Here is a 16,012-nt window from a genome sequence, read left to right on the forward strand (position 1 = left end):
TAAAGAGACGAGAGCTATAAATTTATCCCGCGGTACCACTCTGATTGTTTCTATCCTATAGAAACCACTTGGCGTTGATAACGAGGTCCTCCCCGGCTTTTCCCTACTTTTGTTTTCAAGAAAGCATCTCCAAAGTGCGCTTCATGATTCGCTAAGTATCAGGCTTACACCGTCCCCGACTCGCTGTTCCCTTACAAATCACTACTCTCTTTGTCACTGATATGTCTGTATTAATTTCATTCGAATATTATTTTAAATCTTACCACGATAATTTAAAAAATCAAGATCTCTATATCCATTTAAATGATTTATCCCTATATTTCAGTTCTCTGTCGCTATTAATTTATTGCACTGATAGATCATCAATTTTAGGTTCTGAAAATTGCAGTCCACTTGCCGCACCTTCAACCTTTGTTTTGTAATCGATTAGATACGCGTTCAACTGACCTTTATACTTTTCAATAATGTATTCAATATTATTTGCATTGCTTTCCAATGAGACAACCTTTTTTTCAAATACAAGCCACTCAATTAGATAGATTAAACTTTTGAATTCCTCCACTTTAGCTTCATTATAAAGTTCCTGGATGGTCATACATCTTCCCCCTTTTCGCATTTACATATAACGGAAATGTTCCACGTGTAACAAAATCAGGAATGTTGCGTTGCTATTAGTTATTTTTCCCTCACTGTCTTATATGCGATACATTCCAATTAACGCTTCGTCATTTTTCCTCTATAAAGTAAGTACAGGTGATAATAGAAAAAGGAGGAGGTATATCTCTTAGTTATTAGTCCTTATGTTAAAATGAATAGACTGACTGTGATTACTAATGAGAGAAAAATGGGGGTGTAGAAATGAAAAAGTACATGGCTTTAGTTTCAGCATCAATCATTCTAAGTGCCCTTCTTTTCCCGAACCGGTGCAATGATGCTGAATAAGTTTTTTGTTTGGAAGAATTACCAATCGCTTTCGTGAGGCAAATAAGCCTTTCGAACTAACGCTCAAAGGTACTGAATAAGTAAAACTTAACTTTTTCAGTACCTTCATTTTCAGAAAGATGGAGGTTATATTTTGAATTTACCTACCTGTTGGTCGTGTCAATACTCGTTTAAATGGATCCAACTATTATTTATGACTGGAACCAAACAATGCCCATCCTGTGGAGCAAAACAATATAATACTTCTCGAAAAAAACGAAAAATAGTATGGATCGGCCCCGCGTTAGCAACGTTAATGCTGGTGCTATTAAATATCTTTCATATCTCTTTAATGAATGTTCTTTTACTAGGGTTACTTCTACTGTTAATTGCCTTGGTTATTAGCCCCTTTACATATGAGTTCACCGATAAAAATGAGGGCGTATTTTGAATTTTGGGGTACTTATCCGGTAACAGGAGATAGTGATTAAGCTGTTTACCTCTCCGATTTTAATGATTTAGGTGTTATGATTATCCCATGAATAAGGAAGATGCATATTTTAATAAGAGGAGGTTAAAGCATGGCTAAGATGTTATGGAATACACCCGAAGACTTACGTAAATTGCTATGCGAGCTTGTGAGCTGGGAGAGTCGAACCTTCACACCAGGTGAACGAGAGTTTCCCATTAAGCTGCAAGAAAAAATTAAAAAGTTATCTTATTTTAAAAATAATCCCCATCAAATTTCCCTTCATGATGTTGATTTTGGCAGAAAGCTTTTAACCGCATTATATAAACACCCAAAAGCTGTAAAGACAGTCGTTTTAATCAGTCATTTTGATACAGTGCAAACCGAAGAATACGGTGAATTAGAGCCATTTGCATTTCATCCGGAAGAACTTACCTTAAAACTTCATGATCGAAAACATACGCTTCCTGAATCAGCACGGATCGACCTTGAATCGGGAGACTATTTGTTTGGTCGTGGAACAATGGATATGAAAATGGGGCTCGCCACTCATATGACCCTTATCGAACAAGCGAGTATTGAGGAATGGCCGATCAACCTATTACTTCTAACGGTCCCGGATGAAGAAGTTAACTCTGCAGGTATGCGCATCGCAATTCCTGAACTGTTACACCTTCAAGAGGAGCATGATTTGGAGTATTCGCTGTTTCTAAATAGTGAGCCTTCTTTCACCCAGCACCCCGGTGACGAAACGCATTATATCTATACAGGAACGATGGGAAAGATTATGCCAGCCGCTCTTTTTTTCGGGAAAGAAACTCATGTAGGTGAGCCATTGAGTGGAATGACAGCCAATTATATTGCTTCCTTTATGACTCAGCAAATGGAATGGAATGCGATGTTTCGGGAACATGACCTAGGTGAAACATCACCACTTCCTGTATCGCTTCATCAAAAAGACTTGAAGCTTGAATATTCTACACAAACTCCATACCGAGCTTCCGCACTTTACAATGTTTTTCTCATGAAACGTAATGCAGACGAAATATTTGATTTATTTGAAGAAGCTGCCCTGGACGCTGCTAGCAAGTGCAATATCTCCTATCAAGAGATTTGTAGAAGAGAAAACATTTCTGGTGTGGGAGAAGTGAGGGTAATTCGTTATGAGGAACTTTTAAAGCACGCTAATCATAAGTTCGGGGAAGCTACTGTGGAGAAATTAATCGAAGCCTTCACAGATAACACACTTTTAGATGACCGTGAAAAGTCGCTTGGAATTGCAGATGAGTTAATGATTCAATGTCCGGAATTAGCTCCGGCAATGGTAATTTTGTTTGCCCCCCCATATTACCCGGCTGTGAATTCATCCGAGGATTCTGGGATTGCAGATGCCGTAAAAGTTATTAAAGCTACAGCTGCTTCTCATCATGCTAATCTTGGTCATATTCATTATTTTAATGGGATTTGTGACTTAAGCTACCTCCGTTATACAGATAGTGGAGGAGAATTAGCAACCTATAAGGAAAATACACCTGTTTGGGGTACAACCTATTCCATTCCTTTTGAAGAAATGAAACAACTGCAAGCTCCTGTATTGAATGTAGGTCCCTTCGGAAAAGATCCTCACCAGCGAACGGAACGATTACATCGGAAAAGTGCGTTTGTTCACACGCCATCTATATTAAAAGAATTGTTAAAGAGTATGATGGGCAAACAAAGTGGTACCAAAGCCGATATAGAGATGCGGTCCGTAGAATAACATAGCAAAGTTTATGAAACATATTTTTAATAGTAAGTTTCATAGAAAAAACGGAAAGGTCCTTTTAATAGACCTTTCCGTTTGCTTTACTAGTTATTTATTCTGCAGTGAATTTTCGCTTTCCTAGCTCATCTTCAAGCATAAAGAATGCATTACTATCATCGTTAATACGTTTCAGCTTTTGAATGAGGTTATCAAAAGTCGCCTCTTCCTCAACCTGCTCTTCAACGAACCAGTTTAAGAATGTCATTGTTGCATGCTCCCGTTGATCCAATGCTAAGTCAGAAAGCTTATAAATCTGCTTCGTTACTTCTTTTTCATGCTCAAGTGATTTTTCAAAAGTTTCGAGTATCGAAGAAAAGTTGTTGTTTGGAGTAGGCAAGCTAGCTACTTCGGCCTTTTCCCCCATGTCATTGATAAAATGATAGAATTTCATCGCATGAAAACGTTCCTCTTCCGCTTGTGTTAGAAAGAAGCTGGCAAATCCATCAAAGCTTTCGTTGGAACAATAAGCAGCTGTAGCAAGATATACATGTGCAGAATAAAATTCATAATTCATTTGATCGTTTAATCCTTTAACTAAGTCTTTACTTATCATCTTCTTCACCTGACCTTTTCACAATTTTTTGTTCTTATTTATTATTTTCCTTCTTTTAAGGCTAACATATAATTCGAAAATGAGTTAGTGAAATGGTATGCAGTCTTATGGGAAAATTTATCTCTAGCTTCTCACTTAGACCAACCTTTCTCCTTAAATCGTGTTATTGCTTCGATTCGATTCGTGACTTCTAATTTTTCAAGGATAGAAGAAATGTAGTTACGAACTGTCCCATTAGTAAGATGGAGCTCGTCCGCTATGTCTTTGGTACTTTTACCAGCTGCCATTAATGCAAGAACATCATTTTCCCGGTCAGTTAAGGGGTTTTGTGGACTATAGAATTCATCCACCAGTTCCGGAGCATAAATTCGCCGCCCATCCATCACACTTCGGATTGCATTAGCCAATTCCTCACTCGGATTATCCTTTAGCATATAACCGTTTACCCCTGCTTTCACAGCACGCTGAAAATAACCAGAGCGGGCAAATGTAGTGAGAATAATGACTTTGCAGTCCAGTTCTTTTAATTCTTCCGCTGCATCAAGTCCAGTCCTTTTAGGCATCTCAATATCCATGATGCATACGTCTGGATCATGTTTATAAACGAGATTCACAGCATCTTCCCCATTACTTGCACTTCCAACTACACTCATGTCTTCTTCTAAATCGAGTAAAGCAGCCAGCGCTCCGAGCAGCATCTTTTGATCCTCCGCAATAACAATTCGTATCATACTTTTTCTCACCCTCTTCTTTTTTTGCTTAGCCTTTACTTATAGTCACCAGGTACATTAATCACAACTGTGGTACCGTTCTCTGCATAGATTTCCAAATTACCGTTAACAAATTCTAATCTTTCCTTCATTCCTTTTACACCACTTTTTTTTGCTCGACTTTTTGAAGTGTCTATTCCAATCCCATTATCTTTTATTTTCACCGCAAGATCCCTGTCTTCTGATTCGATAATGATAGAGCAATTTGTGGCCCCGCTATGCTTCACTATATTAGTTACCGCTTCTTTTACACACATACTCACGACATTCTCCGCAATAAGAGAAGTGTTCGGAAGTTCCAAAGACCCCTTGAAATGGAAGTCAATATTTGCTGCCTGTAATATTTGCTGTACACGAGGTATCTCATCTTCTAACCTCGTACCTCTCATCTCTGTGACTAGTTCTCTTACTTCTTTGAGAGCAATTCTTGCAGTATTTTGAACATCTTTAATCTCAGTCCTGGCTTGATACGGATTTTTGCTAATAAGTTTTGCTGCCAAATCACTCTTTAGCCCAATTAATGAAAGTTTCTGACCCAGAGTATCGTGAAGATCTCTGGAAATTCGCTGACGTTCTTCTAACTTAACGAGTTCAGATATACGCTTGTTTGCATCCTCCAATTGGCCTTGAAGTCGCTCCTCTTTATTTTTGTTATACGTACTTACCGGAAGAAGAATAACAGCAACTATACTGAGAAATACAAAGGGTAGTTGTGTTATAAACACACTATGGGCGATAAATCCATAATAACTTGTTCCAAATGTGCTAATAAGAAGGATCGTGTATAACGTAAAAAAGGCCCCCCGATTTCTGAGATTGCCAATAAAGAAAGCTAGGAAAAGGAAAAAATATATATAGCCAAACAACAGTGTCATAGCCGTTGCTATTGCAATTTGTAAACTCGCACCTAAGTATATAATCCAGCCATGTGACGCAAATGACAGAACATAGCAAATAAAAAAACCGACGACCATTGTAATTCCAATAACAATTTGTAGTGTGGAGGAATCTTGCACTATGAAGTAAAAAGGAAGGATGTAAAAGACGATCCATACGTATGGACTAAGCCCTGTATTCTTACGAAACTTTTGGTTCCAATTTTTCAAGTCCTTCCCTCTTTTCCATGGATTTTCTTGAATTTATGTGTATTGTACCACATGTTAGCACCTGGGGGTTTACCCAGGTGCTAACGTGGCAAAGCATGTTTAGTTTTGTTATTTTTTATATACAAGGAAAGTTTCCTTAATCTCTTTATTCGTTAATTTTTCACTAAATCATTTTCAAGCTTTATTATTCTTTTAGCTTCTCCAAACGTAACGAATTTTTTCGCGTTTTCGTCCCATAAACGATATCGAAGTGATTTGAAACTTGTTGCTATTGTGATTGTTGTAGCTTTCTGAAGTGGCTGTGATGATTCATGAGCCTTCTCCAAATTATAGTTAGGAACTCTAGGGCTTAAGTGGTGCACGTGATGAAAACCAATGTTTCCTGTGATCCATTGTAATACTTTCGGAAGTTTATAATACGAACTTCCTTCTACTGCTGCCTGTACATAACTCCACTCATCACTATGTTCAAAATAAGAATCTTCAAATTGATGTTGAACATAAAATAACCAAATACCCATCATTCCTGATATTAATAGCATAGGAAGCTGAAGCATAACAAATGTCTGCCAACCTACTAACAAACTTAAAATTGCATAAAGAGCAACAATAGAGAAATTAGTTACATACAGATTGATTCTCTCTTTACGTCTCGCCTTTTTAGTATTGAAACGGTATTGGAAGGCGAAAACCGCAAGTGGACCAATTCCCAGCATAACGATAGGATTACGGTAAATTCTATAACCGATTTTTGTCCCAATAGAAGCATCTTTATATTCATCAACGGTAAGGAGCCACATATCACCAGTACCTCTTTTATCAAGGTTACTGCTTGTTGCGTGGTGCGTATTGTGACTGTTTTTCCATTGTTGATAAGGAACTAAAGTTAATATCCCCGTTATCGTACCCACTATTTCATTTGCCTTCTTATTCTTGAAAAACGATTGGTGACAACAATCATGAAAAATAATAAACGTTCTAACCAAAAAGCCAGCTGTGGCGATTAAGAAAGGAATAGTCAGCCAATAGGATACAGATATACTTAAATATGCTGAATACCATAGGATAACTAAAGGAACTAGCGTATTAATTACTTGTTTGACACTTGCTCTTGTGTCATTTTTTTCATATGGAGCCATTTCTTTTTTTAATTTAGCAATATTTGAATTACTCATTACAGCATTTCCTCCTTGTATGAGACTCCTGAAATTCGAATGTCTATATTCAGGATTAATCTTACTTTATAAGAATAAAGGATTTATATGCCCTAGTTAAGTCATAAACGTCAAAACAAGGGTATGACATATGTCATATATACTTGAATTTATCGTAGGCTTTCGCTAGACTTATTCCGATATTTCTCCAAAAAAGACTGTTCAATACGATATATAACGTTTATTCAACTATCCTATCTATTTATTTACGCGATTGATTCGATAACAATCACTGTCCATCCTTTTCCTTTATAAGCATTGTATCCATTCGTTAAACAATAAGCGTGTATTTGATTGTTTTCAATCACATATCCATGAGTTTCCTTACCTGACAAAACATTGTTCACTGCTGTCATGTCGGTAAGTTTTTTCTCTAATATACCTGATCGATCCCTTGAGGCAATGATGTATCCTTCAGAATTAATAACATATAACTTACTATCTTCAGCAATCTTTACACGATCGATAATATCATAAATAAAATCCCAATTAAACCTCGTAGTAAGTACTCCTATGACTTTACCCGAGTCATTATGGATTGGACTGGAATAACCCATTGTGTATCCACCAACAACGGATGAATGATACATGTCAGTCACGTGCACCTTATTTGTCTGAACAGTTTCTTTAAACCAATCTCGATCGGACATACATTTTCCGACCTCGGTTTCATTCTGAGAAGCTACAATAATCTCCCCATTAATATCAACGACTAACAAATCAAAATAAACTTCATAAATCCTATATATGTTCGTCAAAAATGAATGTGCGATCTCCTTATTCTCTTGTGTAGGGCTAATTAGACAATTCTTCACAGCATCAAAAGTCGCCCAAGCTTGGACATCACAATTTCTCTCAAATAAATTCCGGTCAATCTTATCAATCGTGTCAAAGGCAATATCTACGGTTCTTACAGCAATTATTTCATTCGCTTTATCTCGTATATTACCTATAATTTTTTCACTTTCCTTACTAGCACCAAGACTTTCCTCGGCAAATTTCTTGATTTCGGTTGCGACAACTGCAAAGCCTTTACCAGCTTCTCCAGCTCTAGCGGCTTCAATTCCAGAATTTAAAGCTAAGATATTTGATTTCCTCGATATACTTTGAATATTTTTCATGACACCTTGCATATCACTATTTTCCTGCTTTAATTCACTCATTAATAGCGAAACATTCAAACTTTTATTTACTTTCTTGTCCACTACTTTGTCCCCCCGATTATCTCTATAACGCTCTGGAAATTGGATAATGCTAATCATTTTAATTAACAATATTTAGGTATTATATCACATGTTTTACAAGATAGTGAACACGTTCACAAAATTAATCAAAATGACACTATTCAATTTTGATGTTTTCAATAGATTATTCAACACTCTTCTAACGATGGTGAAAAGTAGGCAAGTCAAATACAACATTTGAATTCTGACGATTCTATAAATCGCTTATGATCAAGTTACCGCATAGGATTGCTACACTGCCTCTTTGCAAATTCAATCAGGCTGGTTTTTCTTCGGAACAAAAATTTGGACACCGATGATCATTGTTATGAGCATTTACACCATTTTGTACTCTATCTTCGGAATCCTCTCCGTTCTTTATTATAAAAAAGTTGTTAAAGAGTCTTTATAAAAGCGTAAGTTCAAAAAACGAGGGAGCAATTCTCTCGTTTTTTATTTGTTCCTTGAAAAAAGTTTTTAAACTCTCGTCGCAATAAGACTCTTCTCTCCCTATTCGAACATCTAACTATGTCATCATTCCAAATTAAACTTAGTATATGAATTTTATTTGTCCTGATTTGTCCAAAACTTATTTTACAACCTCCTGTTCGTTCGACAACCTCTTTAAAAGTCAGCTTTTATAATAGAGACTAAGATAGATTAATAGATTAGAGGAGGAAGTTTTTATGAAAATGTTGTTACCGTCATTTATTCTACTACTGTCATTTACACTTTTATTCTCCACTGTAGTATTAGCACAAACGGAAAAGAGTGTAAAAGAGAACTTACTGTCATTAAGTTCTTCTATTACTTTCGAATCGAATCTGGGAGAAAACTACATAGCCTCTCTATTAAAAGATACGTTCCCGAATTTATACGAAAAGAATTTAACGATACACAATGGAAATTTAGCCGGTCTCACTTGGAAAACCGGTAATATGATGCACGCTCTTGAAATGCAGCAACGATTTAGTACTGGGCAAAGACAGTTAGATTATATGATGCTGAATACTGGGCACAACCAGTTAACGGAAAGTAGGTCTTCCCTTAAAGAGCGAACAGAGCAAGGGCCCGATCCATAGGATTAATGCAAGTCCTAGTATATGACATGTAATTTCAACGAACCTTTATAATAGATGGAAGTAAATTTAGAATAATGGAGGGGATACATGTACAAAGACAGAAAGAATTAAGCGACTTATTTTATCTCGGAAGGAGGTTGCCATCTGACCAAAAATATCCAGAAACGATCAACTTAACAATTGACTTGTAAAGTGTACTTTTATGCTACAGCGAGGGCTTCCGCTGCATGCAATTCAAAAAGCAATAAGTGTAGTCACCCCGGACTATACTTATTGCTTATTTTTCTTAATAAAATACTTTGTCTACGTTGTACTTTGCCTTGAGTTCGTGAATAATGAACGTTTCGTAAATTTCTCGATCGACAGGCTCTTGAATCAAACAAACAAGAATTTTAGTCACTTCGTCCCGGTGGTGTTTAATGGGAGAAACATTATCTTCAAAATGCTTTTTCAATCTTGGTCGTAATTTCCGCGCTTTTCCAACAAATAATAAGTCTTCTTCCTCATTTAAAAACATTAGAATTCCGCCCTTATCACGAGGAACTAGGTGGAAATCAGTAAATCCGTAAGTATTACTCATTTCTGGAGAATCTTGTTTTGTAATTGTAATGTCCGGCGTTGGGATGGTGATATTTATCACGTAAGTTCACTTCCTCTTGTCATATTGCTGTAAATACTAACATACATCAACCTATATTGCGATCTTTACTAGCTCTTCGGGTCAAGTGCCTGGTAAGATTCTTGATATTTCCCGCCGTCAGCAACTTCTGAATGGTACAGAGCCTTAAGTGCATAGGTCTTTTCCAGATCATGTTCTTCGATAAGGTCTTTCAAATGTTGTTGTAATTCTCTATTCTCTTTTACAAGTTTTTTCATTTGCGATTTCATATACCTCATAAAACAATTAACTCCTTTCAACTCCGAAAAGTCTTCTATTATTTCGTATCTTGAGGCAATATATGTCGGTATGATACTGGTGAGCTTAGTACTACCGATGTATTTATCTTACCATATGGGATAAGTCGATCCACTAACAGGGCCAGTCCCTCAATTTTACTCACTGCTGCTTTAATAAAATAACTCGTTTGACCGGTCACACGGTGGCATTCGATGATATCTGTTTCCTCTTTAATTAATCTTTCAAATTCAAGCGGAGTAATCTTAAGCTCACTAATTTGTATAAATAAGGTCGTGTCACGCCCTACTGCTGCTGGAGAAACTCGAGCACTGAATTCCTTAATGACACCTCTCTCCTGTAAACGGTGTACCCGTTCCGAAACACTCGGCCTGCTCAATGCTAAATGCTTGGATAATTCACTAATTGCCATTCTTGAGTCTGATTGCAGTAATTTAAGTAAATCGATATCAATTTGGTCCATTTTATAATCACTCCCAGGCAATATTTCAAATTGAAGGCTAAAACGTGATAATATATTCATTGTATTACATGTAACGAATAAATGCATTCTATTTTGCATACCTTTTTTTCCAATAGTGTTCTATCATTATACTATAGCTTTTTAAAGTATTTTCTATTGGAGGAATCAACTTTGAGTAAACTATTAAAAATCCTATTTGGTTCCTTTGTGGTTGCCTTAGGAGTAATTATTTTACAGCACTCTGACCTTTTAACAGGCGGAACTGCCGGCTTATCTTTAGGCCTTATGTACATTTTCAATATGCCTTTTAGTTTATTCTTTTTTATCATCAATATCCCATTCTATATATTCTCTTTTATAACGATGGGCTGGAGATTCACAGTATCAACTATCTTAGCCGTTTCATTTTTATCTTTAATGACAAGCATTGACATTTTCTTACCTCACTTTGTTATCCCTTCTCTATTAGGAGCCATCTTGGGAGGTGTGGTCATCGGACTTGGAGTATCTTATTTATTCATTACTGGCGCTTCACTTGGAGGTGCTCATATTTTAGCATTATTCTTACAGAAAAAATTCAACTTTAATCCCGGAAAAGTAAGCTTTTCATTCGATTTTTCAGTAATATTAATCAGTCTTTTTACAGTTGGTATTATTAATGGAATGTATTCCATCCTATCGATCGTTATTTTAAGTTCTATACTCAGCTATTTTAAAGGGAACTTTGCCACAGCCTCACCAAATAAAACAATGAAGGAAAGCAAAACGTATTCGCCGACAGCGAAAGTTTCCGTTTTAGCAAATTCATAATTTATAGACGAAGAAGGGACTAATTATATTAGTCCCTTCTTCGTTTTATCTTTTTCTTATTCCGCTTCGGTTTACTTTCTTCTAAGTATCTGCCCAATGCCAAGCTCGTAAGGTAAAAAGTCTAGCCTTCATCACAAACCTTGTCTAATCATCTCACATGTAAATACTGCACAGAAGAAAAGCAAAAGAGCAAAAAATAAAGATAACAGCGCTTACAAATGCTTTTTACTGTTATCTTTATATTCCAACTATCTACCTTTGAACATTTTGGTGCATCCATCTAGTGATTATGTTCAAAAAGAATAAGCAGTTTTAGCCATAATGACCATGCCATGCAATTAATCTAAGTGCTAAAATATGCGCAAGGATAGAAGTATTATTGATAACTTAACTCACCATCTTATATTCTCTAAAACTTAACGCTTCTTGAATAACGATTTTGAAAGGAATGATGATGATGAGTTTAAAGGCTTTAAATGAAAGAGTGAAAACTGATCTTTCTTACCTTGCTTTTGGAGGTAAGGATTGGAGCCGTATGCTCTATCACCCTGAGGGACATGTATACGATGCAGTGATCGTCGGGGGTGGTCAAAGTGGTCTCGGCACCGCATTTGGTCTTTTGCGAGAGCGAGTCTCCAACATTCTTGTTATCGATGAAAATAACGAAGGCTCAGAGGGACCATGGGAAACCTATGCCCGTATGGTAACGCTAAGAACACCGAAACATCTAACCTCCGTTGACCTTGGTATTCCTTCGTTAACCTTCCGTTCATGGTGGGAAGCTCAGTATGGAGCAAAAGGCTGGGAAGCAGTAGATAAGATTCCACGCGGGGATTGGATGAACTATCTTCGCTGGTATCGAAAGGTTCTTCAACTTCCTGTCCTGAATAATATCAAACTCAATCTTATCGAGCCTTTAGAAGAAGGGTTGCACCGACTTTCCATTGAAGGACCTAATGCACCCTCGTCTTCCTTACTTGCACGTAAAGTTATTCTTGCTACTGGTATTCAGGGTGGCGGAGAGTGGCATATACCTCCCATGATTGCCGAGAATTTACCAAAATATCTTTACGCGCATACTTCTGAAACAATTGATTTTCAAAAACTGAAAGGGAAAAAGATTGGTATTCTTGGAGGTGGAGCCTCTGCCTTTGATAACGCTAATTTTGCTTTATCAGAAGGTGTTGACGAGGCTCATATTTTTATCCGGAGAAAAGAGATGACGCGAATTAATCCAATCCGTCAAATGGAAGCTTCCGGTATGATCGAACGTTTTCATGCCCTTTCAGATGGTGATAAATATGCAGCTATCGCCCATTTCTTTAAACACAATCAACCACCAACCAATGATACTTTTGAGCGTGCAACCTCATGGTCTGGTTTTAATCTGCATTTAAATTCTCCGTGGCTTGAAGTTGAGTCTGTAGCAGAGGGGGCAGTGATAACAACCCCTCAAGGAAGATTCACCTTTGATTACTTACTTATAAGTACTGGTCTTCTCACTGATCCGGCTTTGCGTCCGGAGTTAAAGCTTGTTGAAAGTGATATTGCTCGTTGGGGTGACTTCTATAAAGCCCCTAGGGAATTGGCAAACCCCATACTAGACGCACATCCTTATTTAAGTCCAGGCTTTGCTTTCTTAAGTAAAGATGAGAAGGGAAAAAAAGATCTTCATGGGCTTTTTGCTTTTAATTACTCTGCTTTAATTAGTTGTGGTATCTCCGCTTCTGCACTATCAGGTATGAGATATGGTATACCAAAACTCGTCTCTGCTGTAGCAGATCAACTTTTTTTAGATGACCGTGATAAGGTCCTCCATCACTTCTTTTCCTATAATGAAACAGAATTTAATGGTGAATGGTCAAAGAGTAAATTAAAGGCATAGTAAGTTACTTCTAGATATTATCGAACTAAAAAACTCCCGTCTCATCCAACATAAATGAGACGGGAGTTTTAAGTAGTAATTAAGAGCTATCTACTATATTTCACTTATGATATGGTTCTCTGCAGTGTACCTAAATGAGGTTTTATTCCTCATTTAGGTAGGCTTTCACAAGACCATATCCGCTGAAATACACTTGGCTATTGGTTCACTTAGCTCATCAATGCATTAGGTTACTTCCTCATCGGTAATGAGGCATTTCTATTGCTTAACCATAAAATAAAGATGTAACACATATGTATTAAAAGGCATTTTTACCTTTTGATACACACTCTTCGACACTTCTTTTACATCGTGTTCATGTTGTTTAAAAACTATTGTAACTGTTCTATGAAGATGCTTGGTTATATAGTTTACTTGTTCATTTGTGCTAGAAAATCACCAAGTAAATCTTCTCCATCCTCTTCTTCCACTTTCTCTTCTTGACTATCTTCTGAAGACGATGCATACTCTTCTCTTGCCTTTGTCAAATCAAAGTTCATCAAATCATCTTCCACGTCATCTTTTTCATTAGTTACAGGATTCTGAGGTTCTTTCAACTCATGGTTAAAATTAGATTGGTCGTCACCAGTTTTGAATTCTTCCGTTGAGACATTAGTCTCTTGTAGATATAACGCCTCATCAATATCTATCGCGTTGCTATTAAGAGACGCTAGAAAAGAAGTTGCTCGAACCGGATCTGCTAATAACTGGTAGACGACACTCCCTAACAAGGCTTCAGAGTGTGAATGTTTTAACCAATTACGCTGTTCTTTCGTTAATTGTCTCGGAAGAGGAATTGTCACTGTTTCTCTTTCTTTTGAAAGGGAATTACTTACCCCGTCTAAAATAAACTTAGCAATTTCACTGGAAAAGTTTCTTCTCTCAGTTTCTTTTAACTTTTGTAATTGTCTCAATATATGATCTGGTGTGTCAGAAGGTAGGCGAAATGTAATCGCCTGTCCCCTCTCAATCTTTGTAGTCCCCTTTTTTAGCATAAAATCACCCTATTTGTTTTTTACAGTTCTTTTCTCTGCCTCTTCTTCTACTTGTTTTTTATTATTCTTTTTATCAAAAGCGGAGATTAACTTGTAATACGCATTAGCCATCATCCAAATACTCTCTTTTTCGTCTTCAAAAAAATCAATATTGTAACCATCTAAATTATTATTGATCGTTTTGAGATACTCCTTTAAAACCATGGACCCTCCACCTACAAAATAACAAATCTCAGTTTGGGAATTTTTTTGCCAAACATTGCGTAAATGTCGGTATTGTTTCTTAGCAATTTCTAATAATATTCTATCCGTAATATCATGAACGCTTGTCCGACTACCTTTGACCATAATATGATTTCGATCGTGTTTCTTTGTGATTACTTCGACTACATCTCTACGACTATCTAGCTCTACACCATGTTTTGTTCTAATTTCTTCTCTGATAGATTCTAAAGATTCAGATACTCCAATATTAAACCCTTGAGCTTTATCATCGTCTACCTTCCGATTTTCAATAACAGCAATATCTGTAGTTAACCCACCAATGTCCTGGATTAAAATTCTCTTATCTACTAAGTCTCTGTTGATGATATTTAAATCATTATCCATAACTAAGTTAATATAAGCAGCAAAGCCCTCAGGGTAAACCTTCACATGGTCAAACTTTATATTCACCTTTATACCTTGATATTTGGGAGTTACTAAAAATTCAATTTGATGAACAGATCCTAAAAGACGTGAACGATACCCTACGTCCTTTCCTTCTTTTACCTCACGAAGAGGTAGTCCTGTACCTAGCGTATAATTAGCATTAATAACACTATCTTTTCTTTCAAACAAATCCTCATTTTCTGCTCTGGCTGCATCTAATGCCAAAGAAGCAAAAAGCATGATTAATGTTTGATCTTCCTCAGATTTGCTGCTACCTTGATCTAATTCAGTTGCATTTCCGCTCTTAGTTGCTAAGTCACCGACACGATAAATAGCATTGTTTTCCCTTAAAGCAGGTGAGTGGACTCGTATATGTACACCTTCTAGTGGATTTTTATCATCCAATTCTTCTATTCCTATTACTGGTCTATCTTCTGTATCTCTCGCAATAACATTAGGCATGTTTAGCTCATATTCTGCTTTTCCAAATAACGCTTTAATAGAATTTACATCAATTGCTGCAATTCTACTTTTCCTCATATATTCTCATCCCTCTCCATTTACTAGTAAAATTATATAACTAATATCTGCCATTCACTAAATAATATAGTAGATGAGTTCGTTCTTCAATCATCCTAAAGTTGCGTTCGTGATTGTATACATCAACGTATACAAAATAACTTTCCGAAAACACCTTAACAAAGGCATGTATACAATTTCGTACACATGTGCACGATTACGAAAACAAAAAGAATACATAAAGTTTTCTTGTGTACTCTGTTGTATACATGCGAATTTAATATTTATAAGCACTTAAAATAGATAGAGAATATACTTCCCATCATGAAAAATGCTTCTCTATAATGATTATTTTACTTCCAACGACAACAACCAAACAACTATAAATAATCACAATAGACTAGACCGAATGACAATAAAAAAATAGATCAATCGAAATAAAGTATACTCGATCGTTCTTCCAGTACACTTATTTATTTTAACTTTGAAAATCAACGTTTCATAACACCATTAAAGTATTTTTTACTTCCCCCCCCTTTATTACAATTGAGGAATTATTTTTCACATTTAGGCCTTTCTTAAGGGGTGTTTA

The 16,012-nt window shown here is 36.4% G+C and carries 16 protein-coding genes and 1 other annotated feature; of the genes, 5 read left to right on the plus strand and 11 right to left on the minus strand.

Annotated features, from left to right (window positions below; genetic code table 11):
* Positions 1-226, minus strand: a binding site (T-box leader).
* 117 nt (positions 227-343) lie between these two features.
* Positions 344-595 carry a hypothetical protein gene (locus tag ACHABW_RS07285; protein ID WP_435754703.1) on the minus strand — a complete coding sequence of 84 codons (252 nt, stop codon included), beginning with the start codon at positions 593-595 and terminating at the stop codon, positions 344-346.
* Between the two features lie 480 nt (positions 596-1,075).
* Here ACHABW_RS07285 and ACHABW_RS07290 point away from each other — a divergent pair, with 480 nt between their 5' ends.
* Both ACHABW_RS07290 and ACHABW_RS07295 read left to right on the plus strand, forming a co-directional pair.
* The gene (locus tag ACHABW_RS07290) at positions 1,076-1,372 is read left to right on the plus strand and encodes a TIGR04104 family putative zinc finger protein (protein WP_183041157.1); all 297 of its coding nucleotides are present in this window, start codon (positions 1,076-1,078) and stop codon (positions 1,370-1,372) included.
* Between the two features lie 130 nt (positions 1,373-1,502).
* Positions 1,503-3,149: a M20/M25/M40 family metallo-hydrolase gene (locus ACHABW_RS07295; protein WP_435754704.1), complete on the plus strand. Its 1,647-nt coding sequence runs from the start codon at positions 1,503-1,505 to the stop codon at positions 3,147-3,149.
* A gap of 97 nt (positions 3,150-3,246) precedes the next feature.
* Here the strand turns inward: ACHABW_RS07295 and ACHABW_RS07300 are convergent, their stop codons facing one another.
* The 5 genes from ACHABW_RS07300 to ACHABW_RS07320 form a co-directional block, all read right to left on the minus strand.
* Positions 3,247-3,747: a ferritin gene (locus tag ACHABW_RS07300; protein WP_435754705.1), complete on the minus strand. Its 501-nt coding sequence runs from the start codon at positions 3,745-3,747 to the stop codon at positions 3,247-3,249.
* 131 nt (positions 3,748-3,878) lie between these two features.
* Positions 3,879-4,478, minus strand: coding sequence for a response regulator transcription factor (locus tag ACHABW_RS07305; protein WP_110938134.1), 600 nt, complete (start codon positions 4,476-4,478; stop codon positions 3,879-3,881).
* Between the two features lie 35 nt (positions 4,479-4,513).
* The gene (locus ACHABW_RS07310; RefSeq protein ID WP_435754706.1) at positions 4,514-5,623 is read right to left on the minus strand and encodes a sensor histidine kinase; all 1,110 of its coding nucleotides are present in this window, start codon (positions 5,621-5,623) and stop codon (positions 4,514-4,516) included.
* 152 nt (positions 5,624-5,775) lie between these two features.
* Entirely contained in the window at positions 5,776-6,798 is a 1,023-nt protein-coding gene (locus tag ACHABW_RS07315) for a fatty acid desaturase (RefSeq protein WP_435754707.1), read from the minus strand.
* 245 nt (positions 6,799-7,043) lie between these two features.
* Positions 7,044-8,042, minus strand: coding sequence for a methyl-accepting chemotaxis protein (locus tag ACHABW_RS07320; RefSeq protein WP_435754708.1), 999 nt, complete (start codon positions 8,040-8,042; stop codon positions 7,044-7,046).
* A gap of 704 nt (positions 8,043-8,746) precedes the next feature.
* Between ACHABW_RS07320 and ACHABW_RS07325 the strand changes: the two genes are divergently transcribed.
* Positions 8,747-9,142, plus strand: a complete 396-nt coding sequence (locus tag ACHABW_RS07325) for a hypothetical protein (RefSeq protein WP_435754709.1) — start codon at positions 8,747-8,749, stop codon at positions 9,140-9,142.
* A gap of 286 nt (positions 9,143-9,428) precedes the next feature.
* Here the strand turns inward: ACHABW_RS07325 and ACHABW_RS07330 are convergent, their stop codons facing one another.
* The 3 genes from ACHABW_RS07330 to ACHABW_RS07340 all read right to left on the minus strand — a co-directional run bounded on the left by ACHABW_RS07330 (position 9,429) and on the right by ACHABW_RS07340 (position 10,521).
* Positions 9,429-9,782, minus strand: a complete 354-nt coding sequence (locus tag ACHABW_RS07330; RefSeq protein WP_110938127.1) for a GIY-YIG nuclease family protein — start codon at positions 9,780-9,782, stop codon at positions 9,429-9,431.
* Between the two features lie 68 nt (positions 9,783-9,850).
* Positions 9,851-10,039 (minus strand): hypothetical protein, encoded by a 189-nt coding sequence (locus ACHABW_RS07335; RefSeq protein ID WP_110938126.1) that lies wholly within the window; start codon positions 10,037-10,039, stop codon positions 9,851-9,853.
* 38 nt (positions 10,040-10,077) lie between these two features.
* Positions 10,078-10,521, minus strand: a complete 444-nt coding sequence (locus tag ACHABW_RS07340; protein ID WP_435754711.1) for an Lrp/AsnC family transcriptional regulator — start codon at positions 10,519-10,521, stop codon at positions 10,078-10,080.
* 171 nt (positions 10,522-10,692) lie between these two features.
* On the opposite strand from ACHABW_RS07340, the gene ACHABW_RS07345 reads away from it, so the two are divergent.
* A complete protein-coding gene (locus tag ACHABW_RS07345; protein WP_435754712.1) occupies positions 10,693-11,331 on the plus strand; it encodes a YitT family protein in 639 nt (212 codons plus the stop codon).
* Between the two features lie 457 nt (positions 11,332-11,788).
* The gene (locus ACHABW_RS07350) at positions 11,789-13,216 is read left to right on the plus strand and encodes an FAD/NAD(P)-binding protein (protein WP_435754714.1); all 1,428 of its coding nucleotides are present in this window, start codon (positions 11,789-11,791) and stop codon (positions 13,214-13,216) included.
* A 410-nt stretch (positions 13,217-13,626) separates the two neighbouring features.
* Here the strand turns inward: ACHABW_RS07350 and ACHABW_RS07355 are convergent, their stop codons facing one another.
* Both ACHABW_RS07355 and ACHABW_RS07360 read right to left on the minus strand, forming a co-directional pair.
* Complete coding sequence (locus tag ACHABW_RS07355) at positions 13,627-14,250, minus strand: hypothetical protein (RefSeq protein ID WP_435754715.1); 624 nt, start codon at positions 14,248-14,250, stop codon at positions 13,627-13,629.
* A 9-nt stretch (positions 14,251-14,259) separates the two neighbouring features.
* Positions 14,260-15,441 (minus strand): Alp7A family actin-like protein, encoded by a 1,182-nt coding sequence (locus ACHABW_RS07360; RefSeq protein WP_435754716.1) that lies wholly within the window; start codon positions 15,439-15,441, stop codon positions 14,260-14,262.
* Between the last annotated feature and the right edge of the window lie 571 nt (positions 15,442-16,012).

The organism is Salipaludibacillus sp. CF4.18 (genome assembly GCF_051262595.1).
Lineage (GTDB): Bacteria > Bacillota > Bacilli > Bacillales > Salisediminibacteriaceae > Salipaludibacillus > Salipaludibacillus neizhouensis.